Annotated in this window: 17 protein-coding genes; 5 read left to right on the top strand and 12 right to left on the bottom strand. The window is 60.9% G+C overall.

From position 1 onward, the window contains the following. Positions 1-6: 6 nt before the first annotated feature. Positions 7-1,116: a flavodoxin-dependent (E)-4-hydroxy-3-methylbut-2-enyl-diphosphate synthase gene (gene ispG / locus ACIQ36_RS02645; RefSeq protein ID WP_395825435.1), complete on the bottom strand. Its 1,110-nt coding sequence runs from the start codon at positions 1,114-1,116 to the stop codon at positions 7-9. Between the two features lie 85 nt (positions 1,117-1,201). Next, positions 1,202-2,347, bottom strand: a complete 1,146-nt coding sequence (locus ACIQ36_RS02640) for a helix-turn-helix domain-containing protein (protein WP_395825432.1) — start codon at positions 2,345-2,347, stop codon at positions 1,202-1,204. Between the two features lie 125 nt (positions 2,348-2,472). Here ACIQ36_RS02640 and ACIQ36_RS02635 point away from each other — a divergent pair, with 125 nt between their 5' ends. Both ACIQ36_RS02635 and ACIQ36_RS02630 read left to right on the top strand, forming a co-directional pair. Next, positions 2,473-2,790, top strand: a complete 318-nt coding sequence (locus tag ACIQ36_RS02635) for a type II toxin-antitoxin system HigB family toxin (protein ID WP_395825429.1) — start codon at positions 2,473-2,475, stop codon at positions 2,788-2,790. Beyond that, positions 2,787-3,155: a type II toxin-antitoxin system HigA family antitoxin gene (locus ACIQ36_RS02630; RefSeq protein ID WP_395825426.1), complete on the top strand. Its 369-nt coding sequence runs from the start codon at positions 2,787-2,789 to the stop codon at positions 3,153-3,155. The genes ACIQ36_RS02635 and ACIQ36_RS02630 overlap by 4 nt, the downstream gene beginning before the upstream one ends. 7 nt (positions 3,156-3,162) lie before the next feature. On the opposite strand, the gene ptsP is transcribed toward ACIQ36_RS02630, so the two are convergent. Genes ptsP through ACIQ36_RS02615 form a run of 3 tightly spaced genes read right to left on the bottom strand, consistent with a single transcriptional unit; the run spans position 3,163 to position 7,735 of the window. Beyond that, on the bottom strand, positions 3,163-5,433 hold the full coding sequence (gene ptsP, locus ACIQ36_RS02625; protein ID WP_395825423.1) for a phosphoenolpyruvate--protein phosphotransferase: 2,271 nt from the start codon (positions 5,431-5,433) through the stop codon (positions 3,163-3,165). 1 nt (position 5,434) lies between these two features. Beyond that, entirely contained in the window at positions 5,435-6,493 is a 1,059-nt protein-coding gene (locus ACIQ36_RS02620) for an NAD(P)H-dependent flavin oxidoreductase (protein WP_395825420.1), read from the bottom strand. 18 nt (positions 6,494-6,511) lie between these two features. Further along, the gene (locus ACIQ36_RS02615) at positions 6,512-7,735 is read right to left on the bottom strand and encodes an aspartate kinase (protein WP_395825417.1); all 1,224 of its coding nucleotides are present in this window, start codon (positions 7,733-7,735) and stop codon (positions 6,512-6,514) included. A gap of 158 nt (positions 7,736-7,893) precedes the next feature. Here ACIQ36_RS02615 and ubiG point away from each other — a divergent pair, with 158 nt between their 5' ends. Together ubiG and ACIQ36_RS02605 are read left to right on the top strand one after the other, a co-directional pair. Beyond that, entirely contained in the window at positions 7,894-8,655 is a 762-nt protein-coding gene (gene ubiG, locus ACIQ36_RS02610) for a bifunctional 2-polyprenyl-6-hydroxyphenol methylase/3-demethylubiquinol 3-O-methyltransferase UbiG (protein ID WP_395825414.1), read from the top strand. Positions 8,656-8,677: 22 nt separating this feature from the next. After that, the gene (locus ACIQ36_RS02605; protein WP_395825412.1) at positions 8,678-8,893 is read left to right on the top strand and encodes a hypothetical protein; all 216 of its coding nucleotides are present in this window, start codon (positions 8,678-8,680) and stop codon (positions 8,891-8,893) included. 36 nt (positions 8,894-8,929) lie between these two features. Here the strand turns inward: ACIQ36_RS02605 and ACIQ36_RS02600 are convergent, their stop codons facing one another. From ACIQ36_RS02600 to ACIQ36_RS02585, 4 genes are read right to left on the bottom strand one after another with little or no spacing between them, the layout of a single operon-like run. Further along, positions 8,930-10,183 (bottom strand): glycosyltransferase family 4 protein, encoded by a 1,254-nt coding sequence (locus ACIQ36_RS02600; RefSeq protein ID WP_395825409.1) that lies wholly within the window; start codon positions 10,181-10,183, stop codon positions 8,930-8,932. Positions 10,184-10,188: 5 nt separating this feature from the next. After that, positions 10,189-11,172 (bottom strand): UDP-glucose 4-epimerase GalE, encoded by a 984-nt coding sequence (galE, locus tag ACIQ36_RS02595; protein WP_395825406.1) that lies wholly within the window; start codon positions 11,170-11,172, stop codon positions 10,189-10,191. After that, on the bottom strand, positions 11,169-12,386 hold the full coding sequence (locus ACIQ36_RS02590; protein WP_395825404.1) for a glycosyltransferase family 4 protein: 1,218 nt from the start codon (positions 12,384-12,386) through the stop codon (positions 11,169-11,171). The genes galE and ACIQ36_RS02590 overlap by 4 nt, the downstream gene beginning before the upstream one ends. Further along, the gene (locus tag ACIQ36_RS02585) at positions 12,383-13,492 is read right to left on the bottom strand and encodes a glycosyltransferase family 4 protein (RefSeq protein WP_395825402.1); all 1,110 of its coding nucleotides are present in this window, start codon (positions 13,490-13,492) and stop codon (positions 12,383-12,385) included. The genes ACIQ36_RS02590 and ACIQ36_RS02585 overlap by 4 nt, the downstream gene beginning before the upstream one ends. A gap of 150 nt (positions 13,493-13,642) precedes the next feature. Here ACIQ36_RS02585 and ACIQ36_RS02580 point away from each other — a divergent pair, with 150 nt between their 5' ends. Next, complete coding sequence (locus tag ACIQ36_RS02580; RefSeq protein WP_395825399.1) at positions 13,643-14,461, top strand: hypothetical protein; 819 nt, start codon at positions 13,643-13,645, stop codon at positions 14,459-14,461. 67 nt (positions 14,462-14,528) lie between these two features. Here the strand turns inward: ACIQ36_RS02580 and ACIQ36_RS02575 are convergent, their stop codons facing one another. Genes ACIQ36_RS02575 through ACIQ36_RS02565 form a run of 3 tightly spaced genes read right to left on the bottom strand, consistent with a single transcriptional unit; the run spans position 14,529 to position 17,566 of the window. Continuing rightward, positions 14,529-15,683, bottom strand: coding sequence for a Fic family protein (locus tag ACIQ36_RS02575; RefSeq protein WP_395825396.1), 1,155 nt, complete (start codon positions 15,681-15,683; stop codon positions 14,529-14,531). A 43-nt stretch (positions 15,684-15,726) separates the two neighbouring features. After that, entirely contained in the window at positions 15,727-16,872 is a 1,146-nt protein-coding gene (locus ACIQ36_RS02570) for a glycosyltransferase family 4 protein (RefSeq protein ID WP_395825393.1), read from the bottom strand. Between the two features lie 46 nt (positions 16,873-16,918). Beyond that, on the bottom strand, positions 16,919-17,566 hold the full coding sequence (locus tag ACIQ36_RS02565) for a substrate-binding periplasmic protein (RefSeq protein ID WP_395825390.1): 648 nt from the start codon (positions 17,564-17,566) through the stop codon (positions 16,919-16,921). Positions 17,567-17,827 lie beyond the last annotated feature (261 nt).

The following is a 17,827-nucleotide window of genomic DNA, read 5'->3' as shown; positions in this document are numbered from 1 at the left end:
CGAAAATCAGGATGCGGCCTTTGCCGCTTCGATCTCGGCGGCTTTGCGTTCGATCAACTCAGCCAGATGCTCGATGATATCCGGGTCTTTGAAGCGATGGTTCGGGACGCCCGCGATATAGACCTGATGGGTGCCCGCGCCACCCCCCGTAAAGCCAATATCGGTTTCCCGCGCCTCGCCCGGCCCGTTCACCACGCAGCCGATCACCGACACGCTCATCGGCGTGGTGATATGGGCAACGCGCGCTTCAAGGGCCGCCACTGTCTCGATCACGTTGAACTGCTGGCGGGCGCAGGAGGGGCAGGAAATGATATTCACGCCGCGATGCCGGAGGTTGAGGGATTTGAGCATCTCAAACCCAACCTTCACCTCTTCCACCGGATCGGCGGAAAGCGAGACGCGGATCGTGTCGCCAATGCCCGACCACAGCAGCATGCCCATGCCGATGGAGGATTTCACCGTCCCGGTGCGCAGGCCGCCCGCTTCGGTAATGCCGACGTGCAGTGGATAGTCACACGCCTCGGCCAGCGCCTGATAGGCGGCAACGGCGAGGAAAACGTCGGAGGCTTTCACGCTGATCTTGAAATCGCGAAAATCGTTATCTTCCAGAATGCGGGCGTGGTTTAGCGCGCTTTCCACCATGGCTTCCGGGCAGGGCTCGCCGTAGCGCTCCAGCAAATCCTGCTCCAGGCTACCGGCATTGACGCCAATGCGCATCGAACAGCCGTGGTCTTTAGCGGCGCGGATAACCTCGCGCACTTTGGCTTCGCTGCCGATATTGCCGGGGTTGATGCGCAGGCAGGCGGCCCCCGCCATGGCGGCTTCAATCGCGCGCTTATAGTGAAAGTGAATATCGGCGACGATGGGGATTTGCGCCGCGCGGACGATTTCCTTCAACGCGGCGGTCGATTCCACATCAGGGCAGGAGACGCGGACGATATCGGCCCCGGCCTCTTCAATTCGGCGAATCTGCTCGATGGTCGCAGCGGCGTCGGCCGTCAGGCTATTGGTCATGGTCTGCACCGAAATCGGCGCATCGCCACCCACAGCCACCGACCCGACCATGACGGTACGGGACTTCCGGCGTTGAATATCGCGGTAGGGGCGAATGCTCATGACCATCTCAATCCATAAAACGACACAAGGCGACACATAGGAGTGTCGCCATCGAAAAGCTAGGGTTATGGCAGACGGAGGTGCGTTACTCCAACGTGCCTTGCTTCAGCCGATCCGGGTCGAGCGGCACGGCCCGGCGAACCATCCCCGTCGGACCGAGGGCGGGGGCGGGTTGGCCGTCGACGGTGACTTCCAGGGCCCCGGCATTGCCGGTCATCAGTGTTAGGCCGGGACGGTTCGGCACGCGGTACTGATCGCCCGCGCGCAACACGCGCGTCATCACGGCCTGATTATCGGCGTCGCGGACCTGCACCCAGCTTTCGCCCTTGGAGCGAATGATAACGCGGACGGTATCATTGACGGCACCGAACACCCGCCCATCGGTCGGAGGCGCGGCGACTGGCGGCGGCGGCAGTGGGGCGGCGGCAACGGCGGGACCGGCCACCGTATCTTCGGGCGGCGGCGGCGGCTGATCTTCCGGCGCTTGCGCCACCGGCGGCGGAATCGGGGCGAGATGCCGCACAGGCTCCGCCACGGCGGGGATCGGCGGTTGCGGCGGCACCGGCGGGGCTGGAACGGCGGCGGGCGGGGCCGCGGCCACCGTCGGCGCGCTGGTTACGGCTGGGGGAAGGGCGACGCTGCTACCCGCCGTTGGGGCTTGCGCCGAAACGGTCGGCGGCAGGATTGCGGCACCGCCTGCCGGGGCCGGTGTTCCTTGCGCCTGGGGCGGCGTTTCGGCCCCCGGCCCGGTCACACTCTGCACCAGGGCCATCAGCCGTTCGGGCACTTCCGGCACGCGGGAGAGCAGGCTTTGCGCCTCGCTGCGCCACAGGAACCAGGCACCGATAATGGCGGCCGCAGCCAAAAGCGCAATGAGCAGCGGCATCACGCCGGGCACACGCCCGCGCGGAGCTGGGGAGGGGAAAGTAAGGGTCGAGCGCGGACCCTGACCCCCGGTGGATTCGGTCTTGAAGCGTTGAACGGCATCAGGGCCGTTCAGGCCAAGATATTCCGCATAGGTGCGCACAAACCCAAGGGCGTAAGCGGTGCCGGGCAATTGTTCGAACTGCCCGACCTCCAAGGCGGCCAAATAGGTGGCCTTGATCCGCAAGGTAGCGGCAACGTCATCGAGCGAAACCCCATGGGCCTCGCGGGCTGAACGCAGCGCCTGTCCTAGGGTTAACTGCCCATCCAACGAATCGGAATTGTGGATATTAGAAGCGGGCGACACGATCCCTACCGATAGTTCTAAAATCTGACGAAAGGCCAAACGTGATGCCTACTGTATCAGCAGCCGGGGATCGCGGGGAGTTTTTTACGTATTGTTCCAAATTTTGGAACGCGCTATAACGGTGCATGCTTATTGTGGGGCGCAACCTTCTTTCGGAACTGGTCGAGCGTGAGAAACGCCTACGTCCGGCCCAGGGTAAAACCTTGGAACGGCGCGTCGCCGCATGGACCCAGGAAATTAGTGCCGCGACATGGAAGCAGCCGACCGACGTGAAGCAGGCGTTCGGCAGTGCCGATATCATTGGAAACAATCGAATTGTATTCGATATATGCGGAAATAATTATCGAATCATCGCTCAGTTCAATTATGTCGCGGGAGTAGCGCTTATTCGTTTTGCTGGAACCCACCAAGAGTACGATAAGATTGACGCGAGGACGATATGACCGTGCTGCACCCCATCAAAACCCCCCAACAGCATCGCGCGGCCCTGGACCGCATTGGCCTCTTAATGTCGGCCGAAGTCGATACGCCCGAGGCGGATGAACTGGAGGCGCTCGCCATTCTCGTTCAGCATTATGAGCGCGAAGCCTTCCCCATCGATCCGCCAACGCCGCTTGATGCGATTGAGTTTCGGATGGAGCAGATGGGCTATCGCCAAACCGATTTAACCCGTTTGCTCGGGAGCCGAAGCCGCGCGTCGGAAATTCTTTCGGGCAATATCAATAGGCTTTCGATCACAATGATCCGGAAGCTGCATAAAGAATGGCACATTCCGGCAGAGGCGCTGATTCGGGAACCCGCGTCGTAGAGCAAGGCTATAGAACAATCCCCCGGTCGCGGGCATAGCCGCGCAAGGTTCCGCGAAGGGTTGCGACCGGGTGATGCATGATTTGATCAAGCAGTGGGCGCAACTGCCGGGCATCGAGCGAGCGCGTCATCATTTTCACCGGGCCGATGGACGCGGCGGTCATGGAGAGGGCGCGGAAGCCGAGGCCAATCAGCATCATCGCTTCCAGGGGCCGCCCGGCCATTTCACCGCACAGCGTGATGGGGACGGAGGCGGCGCGGGCTTTGCGCACCAAATCGTCGAAGAACGCCAACACGCCGGGGGTTAGCGTATCGTAGCGGTCCGAGAGGCGCGGGCTGCCGCGATCCCAGGCGAAAAGGAACTGCAGCAAATCGTTGGAGCCGACCGACAGAAAATCGACCCGCGCCAAGAGTTGCGGCATCTGCCACATCAGGCTTGGAACTTCCAGCATCGCGCCGACTTTAACGCGCTCCGGCATCGCCTCCTTTAGGTCTTCGGCGCGGGTTAGCTCTTCGTCCAGCAACGCCCGGGCGCGGAGATATTCTTCGACCGTGGCGACCATCGGGAACATCACGCGCAACTCGCGGTCGGTAGCCGCCCGAATGAGGGCGCGCAACTGTTGGCGCAGCATGATCGGCCGATCGAGCCCGATGCGGATAGCGCGCCAGCCCATCGCCGGATTCTCATCCTCGCCCGCGTCGAAATACGGAAGGGCCTTATCACCGCCAATATCGAGCGTGCGGAAGGTCACGGGGCGCGTATCGGTCGCTTCCAGAACTTTGCGGTAGATATCGGTTTGGGTGGCAACATTCGGGTAGGAGGAGCGGACCATAAACGGAATTTCGGTGCGATAGAGCCCGATCCCATCGGCCCCGGTTTCCTCCAAATGCTGAAGATCGATCAGCAACCCGGCGTTTAGGAGCAGCGAAACCGATTGCCCGTCGCGCGTCATCGCTGGCAGGTGGCGGGTGGCGGCGTAGCGCAGTTTCAAATCGGCCTGGGCCTGCATCGATACGCGCACCGCATCGAGCACATCCTGCCCTGGGCGGATGAAGACCTGACCATTGTCGCTATCCAAAACCACTAGATCGCCGGTTTCCACCCGGTCGAGCACGTCCGAGACGCGGCCCAGAACCGGAATATCGAGCGCGCGGGCGACGATGGCGACGTGGGAGGTGGCCGAGCCTTCTTCGAGCACCAGCCCTTTCAGCTTCGTGCGGTCATAATCCAGCAGTTCCGCCGGTCCCATGGCGCGGGCGAAAACAATCGCATCCAGCGGCATTTCGGAAGTGTCGAGCACCGCGCCCGACAGATGGGTAAGCAGGCGGCCCGTGAGGTCTTCAAGGTCCAGTAGCCGTTCGCGCAAATAAGGGTCCGTCACTTCGCGCATGCGGGCGCGCATATCGTTTTGGACCTTCTGAACGCCCGCTTCCGCCGTAAGGCCGGTATTGATCGCCTCGCGGATGCGCCCGAGCCACCCCCGGTCTTGCGCGAACATGCGGTAGCTTTCCATCACGTCTTGCAACTCGCCGCTCGCCATCACGTCCGAGCCGGTGAGCAGGGTGTCGAGCTGGGTGTGCATATCCGCGACGGCGGTCTTCAGGCGCTCCAACTCTTCGACCGGATTTTCCGCCACCATTTGCCGAATGGTGACGCGCGGCGAATGCAGCAGAGCCGTGCCGATGGCAAGCCCGGCATTGAGCCGCAGCCCATCCAAGCGGCGCGGCACGATCGCGGTGGCATCGGCCATGATTGCTTCGGACGGGTTGACGAGATCGCCCGAGGCAATCAATTCCGCCAGAACCATCGCCACGGTTTCGAGCGTTTCCAGCTCTTCTTCCGTATAGAGCCGTTGCGCCTTGTTCTGGACCGCGAGAACCCCGGCCACGCGCCCGCCGCGCATGATCGGCACGCCCATCAGCGAGCGGAACAGATCTTCGCCGGTTTCCGGGCGGTACGAGAAGTTTGGGTGTGCCCACGCGTCCGACGCGGCAATCGCGCGCGCGTGGGCGGCAATATCGCCGATCAAGCCTTCGCCCACCCGCATGCGGGTTTTATGAACGGCGTCGGGGTTCAAGCCTTCGGTGGCGAAAAGCTCCAGCACTTCGCCCGCGCGCATGATGTAGACCGAGCAAACCTCGGCCACCATGTCGGAGGCAATGAGGCGGACGGTTTGGTTCAGCCGCTCTTCCGCCGCCGTGCCCGCCGCCATCAAATCGCGCAAGCGCCGCAATAGGCGGCGCGCCCCACTCCAACCGGCGGACGGGGGCGACTGCATGCTAGCCTCCTAACGCGCGGGACAGCGCCCGCGCGCGTAAGGCCGCTTCGGCCTGATCGATCAGATCGGTGATGATTTCGGCGGTGGCCTGCTCCTTATTGACGAAGCCAACGCTTTGGCCCGCCATCAACGAGCCGTTCTCCACATCGCCTTCCACCACGGCGCGGCGCAAGGCCCCGGCCCAGAAATGTTCGATATCGAGTTGCGCCTGTTTCTGATCCAAGCGCCCCGCATCGACCTCGGCAATAATCTCGCGCTGACACTCCTGAAACGCCCGCGTCGCCTGATTAATCAGTGCGCGCACGGGGATCACCGGAAAGCGCGGATCAAGCTGAACCGACGGCTGGGCTTCGCGCGCGGTGGCCCGAACGAAGGCTTTCTTGAAGTTGGGGTGGGCGACGCTTTCGGTGGCGCACACGAAGCGCGTGCCAAGCTGCACGCCCGCTGCGCCCATTTCCAGATACGCCAGCATGGCTTCACCGCGCCCAATGCCGCCCGCGACGAAAACGGGGACTTCGCGGATAACCGGCAGAATTTCCTGTGCCAAGACCGAGGTTGAAACCGCGCCGATATGGCCGCCTGCCTCCGAGCCTTCGATAATCAGCGCATCAACGCCCACCCGCACGAGCTTGCGGGCGAGCGCGTAAGTTGGGCCGAAGGCGATGGCTTTGGCCCCGCCGTCCTTAATCTGGCGAATCGTCTCGCTGGGTGGAATGCCGCCCGCCAACACGATATGCGATACGCCTTCTTCCAAACAAACTGCCGCGAGAGCCGACAGTTGCGGGTGCATAATGATCAGATTAACGCCAAAGGGCTTATCCGTCAGCGCTTGGGTCGCTTGAATTTCGGCGCGGAGCGTCTCCGGCGGCATCGATCCGGAGGCGAGGACGCCGAAGCCCCCCGCCTCCGAAATCGCTGAAACCAAATGGCGTTCCGATACCCAGGTCATCGCCCCGCCCAGAATGGCCGTCGGCGTGCCCAAAAAGGTGCAGCCGTCCGCCCACAGCGCCGAGAGCGCTGGCGAAGGATCGCGGAAGAGAGAGGCGAGACCGTCCTGCATTAAACCAACCGTACCTTGTTACGCAGTCGCATCAAGCCCGAACACAGTATGCAGGGCCCGCAGCGCCAATTCCGTATATTCCTCGGCAATCAGCACCGAGACTTTAATTTCCGAGGTGGTAATCACCTGGATGTTAATGTTTTTCGCCGCGAGGGTTTCGAACATTTTTAAGGCAACGCCAGCATGGCTGCGCATGCCAACGCCGACCACCGATACTTTAGCCACAGCCGGATCGGGAATAAGCTCAGAATATTCGATGGTTTCCTTGGCATCGCGCAGAACCTGCAAAGCGCGTTCCAGATCGGCCCGGCCAATCGTAAACGTAAGGTCGGTGGTTTTACCGTCGGCCGAAACATTCTGAACGATCATATCGACGTTCACGGCGGCGTCGGCGAGCGGGCCGAAAATCGCAGCGGCCACGCCGGGCCGGTCGGCCACTTTGGCGAGGGTGATTTTGGCTTCGTCCCGGCTATAGGCAATACCGCTGACCAGATGTTGTTCCACGATCTCGTCCTCATCCACAACTAAGGTTCCGGGCAGGTCGGCAAAGCTGGACAGCACTTGCACCCGCACCCGATGCTTCATCGCCATTTCAACCGAGCGCGGTTGCAGAACCTTAGCGCCCAGCGAGGCCATTTCGAACATTTCTTCGTAGCTGATCTTATCGAGCTTCCGGGCTTTCGTCACGATCCGGGGATCGGTCGTGTAAACCCCATCCACATCGGTATAGATGTCGCAGCGGTCGGCCTTGATCGCCGCCGCAATGCCCACCGCCGACGTGTCCGAGCCACCGCGCCCGAGGGTGGTAATCCGCCCGTCGGGGCTCACGCCCTGGAAACCGGCGATCACGGCGACTTCGCCCAAATCGAAAGCGGCATTCAGATTGTCGCCGGGAATATCGGTAATGCGGGCTTTGCCGTGCACATCGTCGGTATAAATCGGGATTTGCCAGCCCAGCCACGAGCGCGCGGGAATGCCAAGCTCTTGCAAGGCAAGGGCGGTCAAACCGGCGGTCACTTGCTCGCCCGACGCCACCACCGCGTCATATTCCTTGGTATCGTGCAGCTTAGAGATGCCGTTCACCCAGGCAACGAGCTGGTTCGTAGTTCCGGCCATGGCGGAAACGACAACGGCAACCTGATTGCCAGCATCCACTTCGCGCTTCACGCGCTGGGCCACATTGCGAATACGGTCGAGATCGGCCACCGACGTGCCGCCGAACTTCATGACGATACGGGCCATAGTGGCCTGCTTCCTTTCTTCTTGAGGGCCGACGTCTCCGCCCCCCTGGCTTCGAAGGAGAAACCTTGGGGGGAGGGGTTGCCAGCGCTTGGGCCGCTATTCATACTCTGTGGAATGGGCAAGGCCAAGCGCTGACCCCGCATCGTCAAGAGGAATCTATGGTTCATCCCCAAACCGCGCCCGCGTCCAGTATCGATGCGCGCGAAGTGGCCCAATTCGCAGCCCTTGCCGAAACCTGGTGGGACCCGACCGGCCCGATGCGGCCGCTGCACGCGCTGAACCCGGTGCGGGTGGGGTATATTCGCGATCAAGCTCTAGCCCGTTTCGGAGGCGAAACAAATTCGCTACGCCCGCTTTTGGGCAAGCAGGTGCTCGATATTGGTTGCGGTGGCGGGCTTGTGGCTGAGCCCCTGGCGCGGTTAGGCGGGCAGGTGACGGCGATTGATGCGGCGGCCGAAAGCATTGCGGTGGCGCGCACCCATGCGGAGGAAGCGGGGCTGAAAATCGATTATCGCGTAACCACGGCGGAAGATGTACTCGGCGAAGGAAAACAGTTCGATATCGTAACGGCGCTTGAGGTCGTTGAGCATGTCGCCGATCCGGCGGCGTTTCTCGCGACCTGCGCCGCCCTCGTCGCCCCTGGGGGGCTGCTGATTCTCTCGACCCTCAACCGCACGCCGCAGGCGTTCGGGCTCGCCATTGTCGGCGCGGAATATCTGCTGCGCTTGCTGCCGCGCGGAACCCATTCTTGGCGGAAATTCCGCAAGCCCTCGGAACTCGCCGGGCCGTTGCGCGCGTCGGGCCTCGCGGTGACGGACGTGAGCGGGCTGGCCTTCAGCCCCCTCACCGGGGAATGGTCGCGATCCCCGTCGCTGGCCGTGAATTATATCCTCTGCGCCGCGCGCCCCGCGCTCGCTTGATCGCCGAAGAAGGAGGCTCCCGATGCCGCGTTTTGAAATCGCCGTCTATAACGCCGAGGTTGCCAACATCGTTAGCCGGGGCGAGCATCATAAGCGCCTCGATGACGGTTGGGCCGAAACCCGCTATATCGAAATGAATGCCCCCAGCCTGAGCGAAGCCCATTTGCGGGCCCAGTCGAAATACCCAACCAGCGCGGGCTTTGTCGTGCAGAGCGTGACGCCGCTGGAGCAGGACTAAGACGGCAGTTTGAGGGGCGCGGCCCCCGAACGAACTTTAACCGATCCCCAATAGCCCATCGAGCAGCGGCCCCAGCCGGTCGCGGTAATGGCCCCAGGTGAAACCGAGGGCGCGGACGCGGGCCGCCCGACCCAAGGCCCCGCGCAAATCGGCGTCGTTCTTCAAGGTTAGGATCGCCTCGGCAATCGCGTCCACTGACCGGATCGGCACGATTTTGCCTTCGATGCCGTCGCGGACCATCGAGCCCGAATTAAGCGTGGTGATCACCGGCAGGCCCGTCGCCATCCCTTCGAAAATCGCCAGTGCCGAGCCTTCGTGCAGGCTAGGATAGACGAACACATCCGCCGACTGAAACAGGCCTTGGACCTCGTGATGGGGAACATTACGGACGTGGCGATACCAACCCTCATAGGGCTTCAGCCCGCGCCCTTCGCCGACGAGCCCGCCGACGAGCACCAGTTCAATCGAGCGGTCGCCGATCTGCTTCACCGCTTTCAGAACATATTTCAGCCCCTTGCGCTGGCTGATTTGGCCGACGTAGAGCAGGCGGAAGATGCCGTCGTCGCGCGCGACTTCCGGCGGTTTGAAGCGGTCCACCCGCACGCCGAAGGGCTGAAGATGAATGCGCTCGGGCGCAACGCCGACCTCGATCAAGGTTTGGGTGACATAGTCGGAGGGCGACAGAATCGCATCGGCCATCCGCGCTTCGGCAAGGCATTGCTCTATTTCCGCCTGCGGGGCACCCGCGTGCAGCGAATCGGCCCAATCGGGGTGCAATTCGGCTTCTTCGCGCAAAATCCGGTCGCCGACCGCCAAATGCCCGATCATCTGGTTGAGCACCGTCAGCGTTCCGCTCGCCTTTGCCGCCTCGAAACTGCGCAGGGCCGAGGTATCGTGACCGATAAAGAGGCGCGGCCGTTCGCGGCGAATCCGATTGGCAATCGCGCTGTCGATATACCGGTTCCGCCAGGCCATCACCGCCTTCGGCACCGCAGGCCGGTGATTGGCGAGGCGGGCGGCGGCCACATAGGCGAGTTCCGGGACCGGATGCACCAGCACCCGGCGCGCATCGATACTATCGAAGCTGCGGCGCTTTAACTCGCGTTCGATCTTGCCGCGCTGGCGGGCGGGCACCAGTGCCAGTAGCCGCGCCCAAATTCCCTGCGGATCATAGTAAAAGCCGGTTTCGAAGCGCGAGTCGAACCCCAGCGCTTCCACCGCTGCCACCATTTCATAAATGAAGTGGGCCGCCCCCGGATGGCCAATCAGAACCGGCGTTTGCACGCGCATGCCGCTCACCGATTATGCTGGCGGCGCGCCCAGGCGGCGGCGGTGCGCACAATCGTTTCGATGTCGGAATGTTTTGGAATCCACCCGAGCACATCCTTGGCTTTTTCGGCCAAGGCTACCAGACTGGGCGGATCGCCAGGACGGCGCGGGCCGAACTGGTGCGGCACGGGCACGCCCAGCACGCTTTCAATCGCCGTCAAAATTTCCCGGATCGAAAAGCCCGCCCCGGTGCCGAGGTTGATTTGCGTCGTCGCCCCGCCTTGTTCCAGATAGCCGAGGGCGCGCACATGGGCGTCGGCCAAATCGGTGACGTGGATATAGTCGCGAATGCAGGTGCCGTCCGGCGTCGGGTAGTCATTGCCATTGACCTGCAAGGCCGGGCCGAGGCCGAGGGCGGCATTGATGGCAAGCGGCAGCAGATGGGTTTCCGGGTCGTGATTCTCGCCAATCTCGCCCTCGGGATCGGTGCCGCTGGCGTTGAAATAGCGCAAGGCGACCGAGCGCAGCGGCGTGACCGCGCCGACATCTTGCAACATCTGCTCCACCATCCGCTTCGACCGCCCATAGGGGTTGATCGGCACCTGCGGCGTTTCTTCATCGATGGGCAGCACCTTCGGCACGCCGTAGGTGGCGCAGGTGGAGGAGAAGACGAGTTTATCCACCCCGGCGGCCAGGGCGGCTTCGATCAGCACCAGCGCCCCCGCCGTATTATTGCGGTAATAGAGCAGCGGATCGGCCACGCTTTCGCCCACATAGGCCATGGCGGCGAAATGCAGAATGGCGATGGGCTGATGCTCGGCCAGCGCCGCATCCACCGCCGCCCGGTCGCCGATATCGCCGATCACTAGCGGCCCGTACCGCACGGCATCGCGAAAACCGCGCGTCAGCGAATCATAGGTCACGGGCGTATAGCCCGCCTTTGCGAGCGCTTTACACGTATGGCTACCGATGTACCCCGCGCCGCCCGTTACCAATACCGTCCGCGTCATGGCCGAATCTCCACACCCGTCACCTCGCGCAGGGCGCGGCACAGGCCGTCAATATCTTGATCAAAGCTCCACGCATTAATGCGCTCCAGGCTGGCCCGCCCCATGGCAGCCAACCGTTCGGGATCGATCAAACAATCCCGCAGCGACGCCGCCAGCGCCTTATCATTCCCGAAAGGATAGATATGGCCGTTCAGGCCGGGAACGATCAAATCCGGAGCCGCGCCGATGCGGTCGGAACAAACAATCGCGCGGCCCGCATTCATGGCTTCGTTGACAACGAGGCCCCAGGCTTCCCGTTCGGACGGCAGCACGAAAATATCGCACAGGTCATAAAGCGCGGCGAGGTCCGCCTGACTTTTGAACCCCAGCACTTTGACCGATTTGCCGAGGCCCGAAACGGCGATGGTTTTCTCCAACGCCCCCCGCTGCGGCCCGTCGCCCGCGTAAATCAAATAGGGGTTGCGCGCGTCGGCATCATGCACCAGTTCGGCAAACGCTCCCAGCAAGGGCAGCGGCTGCTTGCGGTCGATGAGCTTTGCGGCAAACAGAATAATCGGGCGGCCCGGCTCTAGTCCCAAGCTTGCGCGCAACAGTTCCCGTTCGGGGGAGAGCGCCGCAATCTTGCCCTGGAAATAGGCGTTATCGACCGCATAGGGCACTGAGATAAGCTTATGGGCCGAAATGCCGAACCCGCGATAATACTCAGCATTTAAGGCGCCAATCGTTAGCCACCGATCGACAAACCGGTTCATCGTGGTGAAGAAGACTTGCTTGGCAATCTGCTTTAACGGCGAGCGCTGGGCGGAAATATCGGTCGATTCATCGCGCATCAGCACTTTAATGCCCATGGATTTGGCCGTCGCCGCCGCCACCCAATGGGAGGCGCGGTTATAGCCGTGAATCCACAGCACATCGAATTTCCCGTCGCGCAGCTTTTTGGCGAGGCCCGTGGAGAAGGGTCGCCAGACGGTGGGAATCTCGTTCGTGCCCAGCGGTGCGCCCCATTGGCCCAGCACTTCGGAGGCATAGCCTTCGAGCAGCGGCACATCCCACTGAATCGCCCGCCCGAAATCGGGATCGACAAAGGCCCGCGCCGAAAAATCCGAGCCGAAGAAAGCCTTGAACTCCAACCCCGGTAGCGCCGCCACCCGGCGCAGCAGCGGCGCTTGATATTGAATCGGATGGGTGACGAAGTAGGCCAGCTTGATGCTCATTGCGCTTCTCCCAGCCGTGCCGCCAGCGGATCGAGGATCATGCGGTTCACGCGCTCGTTATACGCTTGCGCGGAGAAGGTTTCGAGTCCTACCGGCGGTTGTCCCCGGCCTTGGGCCAGCGCGGTTTCGATGCCGCGCGCCAGATCCGCCGGGTCTTTCGGGTTCACGACGGGGCCGAATGTGCCGTCCAGCACCGCTTCCGCACTGGCGTCGAGGTTGGAGGCGATGGCGGGGATACCGCAGGCCAGCGCTTCGATAATGACAATGCCGAACCCCTCGCCCCAGCCCGCCAGCAAAAACACATCGGCGAGCCGGTAGGTATCGACTTTTTCATCCTCCGGCACATAGCCCGCGAAAACGACCTTATCGGCAATGCCAAGATCGCGCGCCTTTTGCTCCAGCCGGGGCCGGTCGGTGCCTTCGCCGCAGATGAGATAGGCGAGGTCCGGATAGCGCGGCAGCAGGCCGGGCATCGCCTCCATCACCTCGTCGAACCCCTTATAGCGTTCGCGCGCCTCAAGCCGCCCCATGCCCATCAGCACGCGCTTATTGGCAAGCCCGTAGCGGCTGAGTAGATCGGCGCGCTTGGGGCCGGGGGTGAAGGCGGCGATATCGACCGCATTCGGCACCACGAGGCCTTTCGGCTCGGGCAGGCCGGTCCATTCCAAAAATCGATCTTTGGTGAATTGGCTGACGGCGAGGAACCAATCGAGCCGCCCAATCTGCCGCCGGGTTTCCGCCCCGCCGACCGGCTGCCACGCTTCCACCCCATGCAGAATAAGCCCCATCGGCACGCGGCGGCGGAGTTCCAGCAGGCGCATCAGCGGCAACAGATTCACATGCCCGCAGATCACGAGATCAAACCCGCGCGGATCGGTGAGCGTCAACAGTTCGCCCGCCAGAAACGCGGCTTTGCCGTGGCGGGTCCAGGTCCAATAGGTTAGCTTTTCCGGCAAGCCTTCGACCGGATCGACGATGACGCGCGGCAGCGCCACAACTTCCGTCACCGCCCGATGCGCGCAGAGCGCCCCCAGCAGATCGCGGTTGAACTTGGCAATGCCGCCCCGACCGCCAAACGCATCATGCAAAAACACCAGAACGCGCATCGCGCTCCCACCCTTGGGCTATTCGTCCGAGACCGGCTGTCTAGCACAGGCGCGGGCGGGCAGGGGGTGAAAACTTGGTAAGGGTGGATTGGGTGGGAAGGCTGTAGTATATTCTATTTTAAGATGTTCGAGAGATTGAGGGGCGCAAAAATGGCAGAGGGCAAGCAGGGTTTTTTAGAGCGTTACCCATTGCCATCAGCGTTGATGGTTGTATTGATTTTCGTAGTAGTGTGTCTTTTGGGTGCCTATTTTTCTTTAGAAAATTGCAAATCATTTTTCGAAATTTTCCCAAATAAAGTGAACGAATGGGGAGATTTTTTAGCGGGCATATTTGCTCCTGCGGCGCTGTTTTTTCTTGCGCTGAGTGTTCGTATTCAAAGTAGGGAGTTGCGCGCAGCGGTGGCCGCTCAAAAAGCTATGAAAGATGAGATGGAGTCTCAAGTCTCTCAGATGAGATTTTCTGGAATGGCGCCTTTTTTTTATGCCCAAGCTGAACATTTTTATAAAAAATTATCTGAGGCAGGAATTGACGAGTATTTTTTATCGAATTTCGGAATTTTTAATGTTGATGCGTCAATTTCAGATTTCATCGATTCAAAAAAAGGTGTTATAGAGCATCAGCTAAGTAATGATTTGGATATATTAAAAACAATTGTATCGCCGCAATGCAAGTCCGTAATTAAGAGTATTTGGGGCAGGGATGTTTTGTATTTATATAAGACTTTTTATTCACACCAAGAATATATCAATCAATTTTTGAATAACTATAAATCTTTTGAAATATTATTTAATGCTTCAAATCCTGAGAAGGAACTTCAAGTTAATTTTCTAGGAACAAGGTATAGTGACTTTGCAAGTAAAATAATTTATCTTCAATTAAATCATAAAAATAAAATAGATGAAATAAATGAGATGATAAATAATATTTTCGAGAAAACCACTGGCTCTCGACCAAGGAAAGTATTTTAATAATTGCACGCAAGTGATTTTGAGATACTTATTGGATTATTATGTGGCTCGTAGCAACCCTCCCCCCTCAAAACAATAGCGGCGTCTGCTTCTCCCGCGCCAGAGCATAGGGATCGTCCGAGCGGCGGCGGTGGAGTGTGTCGGACCAAAGGGCGCGCAGAGCCGGGGCGGCGACATAGGTGCGGCCCCGTTTTTCGCCTTTTGGGATGAGCAGGTCCAAGTCGCACAGGCGTTTCAGATCGCGGGAGGCGACCACGTCAGAAATTTCGTTTTCCACCCGGTAGCGGTGATTGCGCAGCGTGTAGCCGAAGGCGGCTTCCACCAGGGCGCTTTCGGTGCGCTCGGGCAGTTTATGCGCGGCGACCAGTTGGCTGACGCGCGCCCACACTTGGCCCATATGGGCGTTGCGCCGCAGCAGCGTCGCGGCCTGCTGGTAATGGGCACGCAGGCAGAAGCGCACCCAGGGTAGGGCGGAGTTTTGCGGGCTCCAGCGGCCCTCGCCCACCTCCTTCAACAGCGCGTAATAAGCGGGGGTATTGCGGCCCAGCCATTCTTCGATGCTGCTGAACACCGGCGAGCTTGCGTCGTTGCGCGAGATAATCAGCGTTTGCAGTGCCCGCGCCATCCGCCCGTTACCGTCTTTGAACGGGTGGATCATGGCGAGATTCAAATGGGCCATCGCGGCTTGCACGATGGGCGGGCTGTCGGCGCGGGTTTCATTGATCTGCCGAACTAGCGCCTCCATCAGCGCCGGAACCGCCGCCGCCTCTGGCCCCTCATAAACGATCTCTTGGGCGACCTCATCGAGAACATAGATGGGATTGGGCCGCCACTGGCCGGGGAGCTTGGTGAGATCGTAACTTAGCATCATATAATGTAGGCTGCGGATAAGCTCTAAGGTGATCTGCGTGTAGGGATCATCATGCACCGCCATAATATAGGCCATGGCGGTTCGATAGCCTTGCAGAGCTTTTAAGGTTTCCTCCTCCAGCGTTTCCGGGCGCTCTTCATCGATAATCGCCACGGCTTCGGTCAGATTGGCGGTATAGCCTTCGATACTATTGGAGCCTTGCAGGGCGCGGGCAAAAGTGTTCTTGCGAATAAACCCCCGCCACCGGGTTGGATTCTGCCCGACGTGGTGGCGCAAAAGCTGCCGTTGCGCTTGGATCAGGCCGAGGACTTCGTGATCCAACGCCTCAAGCGCGGGGCTGTCGAAAATCATGTCGGTTATCCTGATTCATTCCGTCGTTACGACGATATATAACCTACTTTTCGACCCCCTCATACACCTCCCGCAACCGCGCCCCATGCGCGGCAAAGGAATAGAGCCCCAGCGCCGTCCCAAACGCCTTTCCCGCCATCGCGTGCAACCGCTCGCGGTTCTGGTCTAGGTCGCGCAGGGCGACTGCAATCGCGTCCGGGCGCGGCGGAATGATGATCCCCGCGCCCGCTGCGGCAATATCATCGGCCACGCCGACGGTGGGGGAGAGCAGCACGGGGGTTCCCTGCACCAGGGCTTCGGTGGCCACCAGCCCGAAGCATTCGAACTGGGAGGGCACGGCCAGCAGGTCGATGGTGCGCAGGAAGCTGGCTTTTTCCTCCCCGCCGATGAAGCCAAGGAAGCTGACGCGGCCTTCGATCTTGCGGCGGGCGACGCGGGCGCGGAGCTCGTCCTCCAATTCCCCGCCGCCCGCGATTTGCAGGCGGACGCCGGGGGCGTCGGCGACGGCGTCGATTAGCAGGGATAGGTTTTTTTTCGGATGGAACCGCCCGAGGAAGCCGACCGTGAGCGGCGACCAATCGGGCTCCGGCCCTTGCAGGCGGCGCAGCGGCTGCGGTTCGGTTTCATCAAAGACCGGGTGGGGGATGATTTCGGTGCGCGGGTAATCGGCCAGCAGCGAATCGCGCGCCTCTAGGTCCGACGACACGATGATCTTATCCAGCCGCTTCACGTACCAGTCGCGCAGCAGCCATTTCGCCCAGCGCAAGGGGGTGGAGGAGGCATTGCCGATGTCGAAGCGCGTTAGGCTTTCGTGGGGCATCAACACCACCGGCTTTCGCGCGGCGCGCGCGGCGCGGACCGCGGCAACCGAGGTCCAGACCCAGCAGGAATGGGCGTGGATCACGTCGTAAAAGCGCGCGTGTTTGAACAGCCAAGCGTTGAGTTCCGCCGAAATCCCCCAGCGCACGGCGCGCTTGTAGCCGCTGAAGGGGAAGGCGCGGACGGTCACGCCCGCCGCTGCTAGGAGCGCCACGGTCGGCCCCAGCAGCGGTTCGACCTCCCGCTCGACCGGGTAGAGCAGATCGACCTCCAGCCCCGCCCGCCGGGCGGCGAGACAAACGGAAACCGCCGCCGTGGCCGTTCCCCCCGTGCGCGGATCGAGCCCGCTGGAGACGAATAGAATACGCATAGGCCGACACTATAAGGGGCGGTGCGGGCGGCTCAAGGGTGCAAGCCTAGTATTTCTGCAAAATCGCGTCATACAGGCCGGAGGCTTTGATCGCGGCAAGCCCGGCGTTGAAATCCTCGGCAAGCGCCGGATCGCGGAAGATCACGCTATAATGGGTTGGCGCAAACAGCGGGTGCTCCACCGTTTCGATGGTCTTATCGATGCCCGTTGCCGGATCGTTGATGAGGTGGCGGAAAATGCGCCGCTCGCCGATAATCAAATCTGCCCGGCCATTGAACAGAACCTTCACCGAAAGCGGCTGGCTCGATTCTTCCCGGTAGCCATTATTGTTGGCGACCGCTGCCGCAAACTCCGGCCCCAGGGCGTTGCGCGCATTCTGAAAAGCGATGATTTGGAGATGGCTAAGGTCCGCCAGCGTGGTGACGCTGAGATGCGCTTGGGCGAGGGACAGGCCGATATTGCGATAGGTTATGAAAGGCTCGGTTAGCGTGCCGGTGAGATTGAAGCGCGGTACCACCGGGGCTGCGGCTTCGATTTCCTTATTCTCGTTGAAGGTCGCGATCAACCGGGCGAAAGGATAGAATTTTACCGCAAGATGATGGCCGCGTTCGGCCAAAGCCGCCGCGATGATTTCAGTATCAAGACCCGCAGCACCAGTTTCGGTTTTAATGGCGTAGGGCGCGATTTCGCGCATACCGAAACTAATCTCTTTGGCTTCTATAGGTGTGCAAACAATAAGGCTCGGCACGACTGAAAAAAGGGCGAAAGAGGCGCGGTTTTTTAGCATTTCTCCCCTCCGGTCAGGTGTTTCTTTTAAAAAGATACGGCATAATTTTTCCATAATCGAGATGGTCTTTCGTATTCGGTGGAACCTTTGGGCAGCGGGCGCGTGGTGCCCCCAAGGTTCCGCCGTTTTGCGCTTTTGCCAAAACATGCTAAGCGTGCGGCGTTTTAT

This window comes from Elstera sp., from assembly GCF_044372965.1.
GTDB lineage: Bacteria > Pseudomonadota > Alphaproteobacteria > Elsterales > Elsteraceae > Elstera.
Note: the sequence above shows the minus strand (reverse complement) of the source record. Positions and strands in the feature narration are given on the sequence as shown.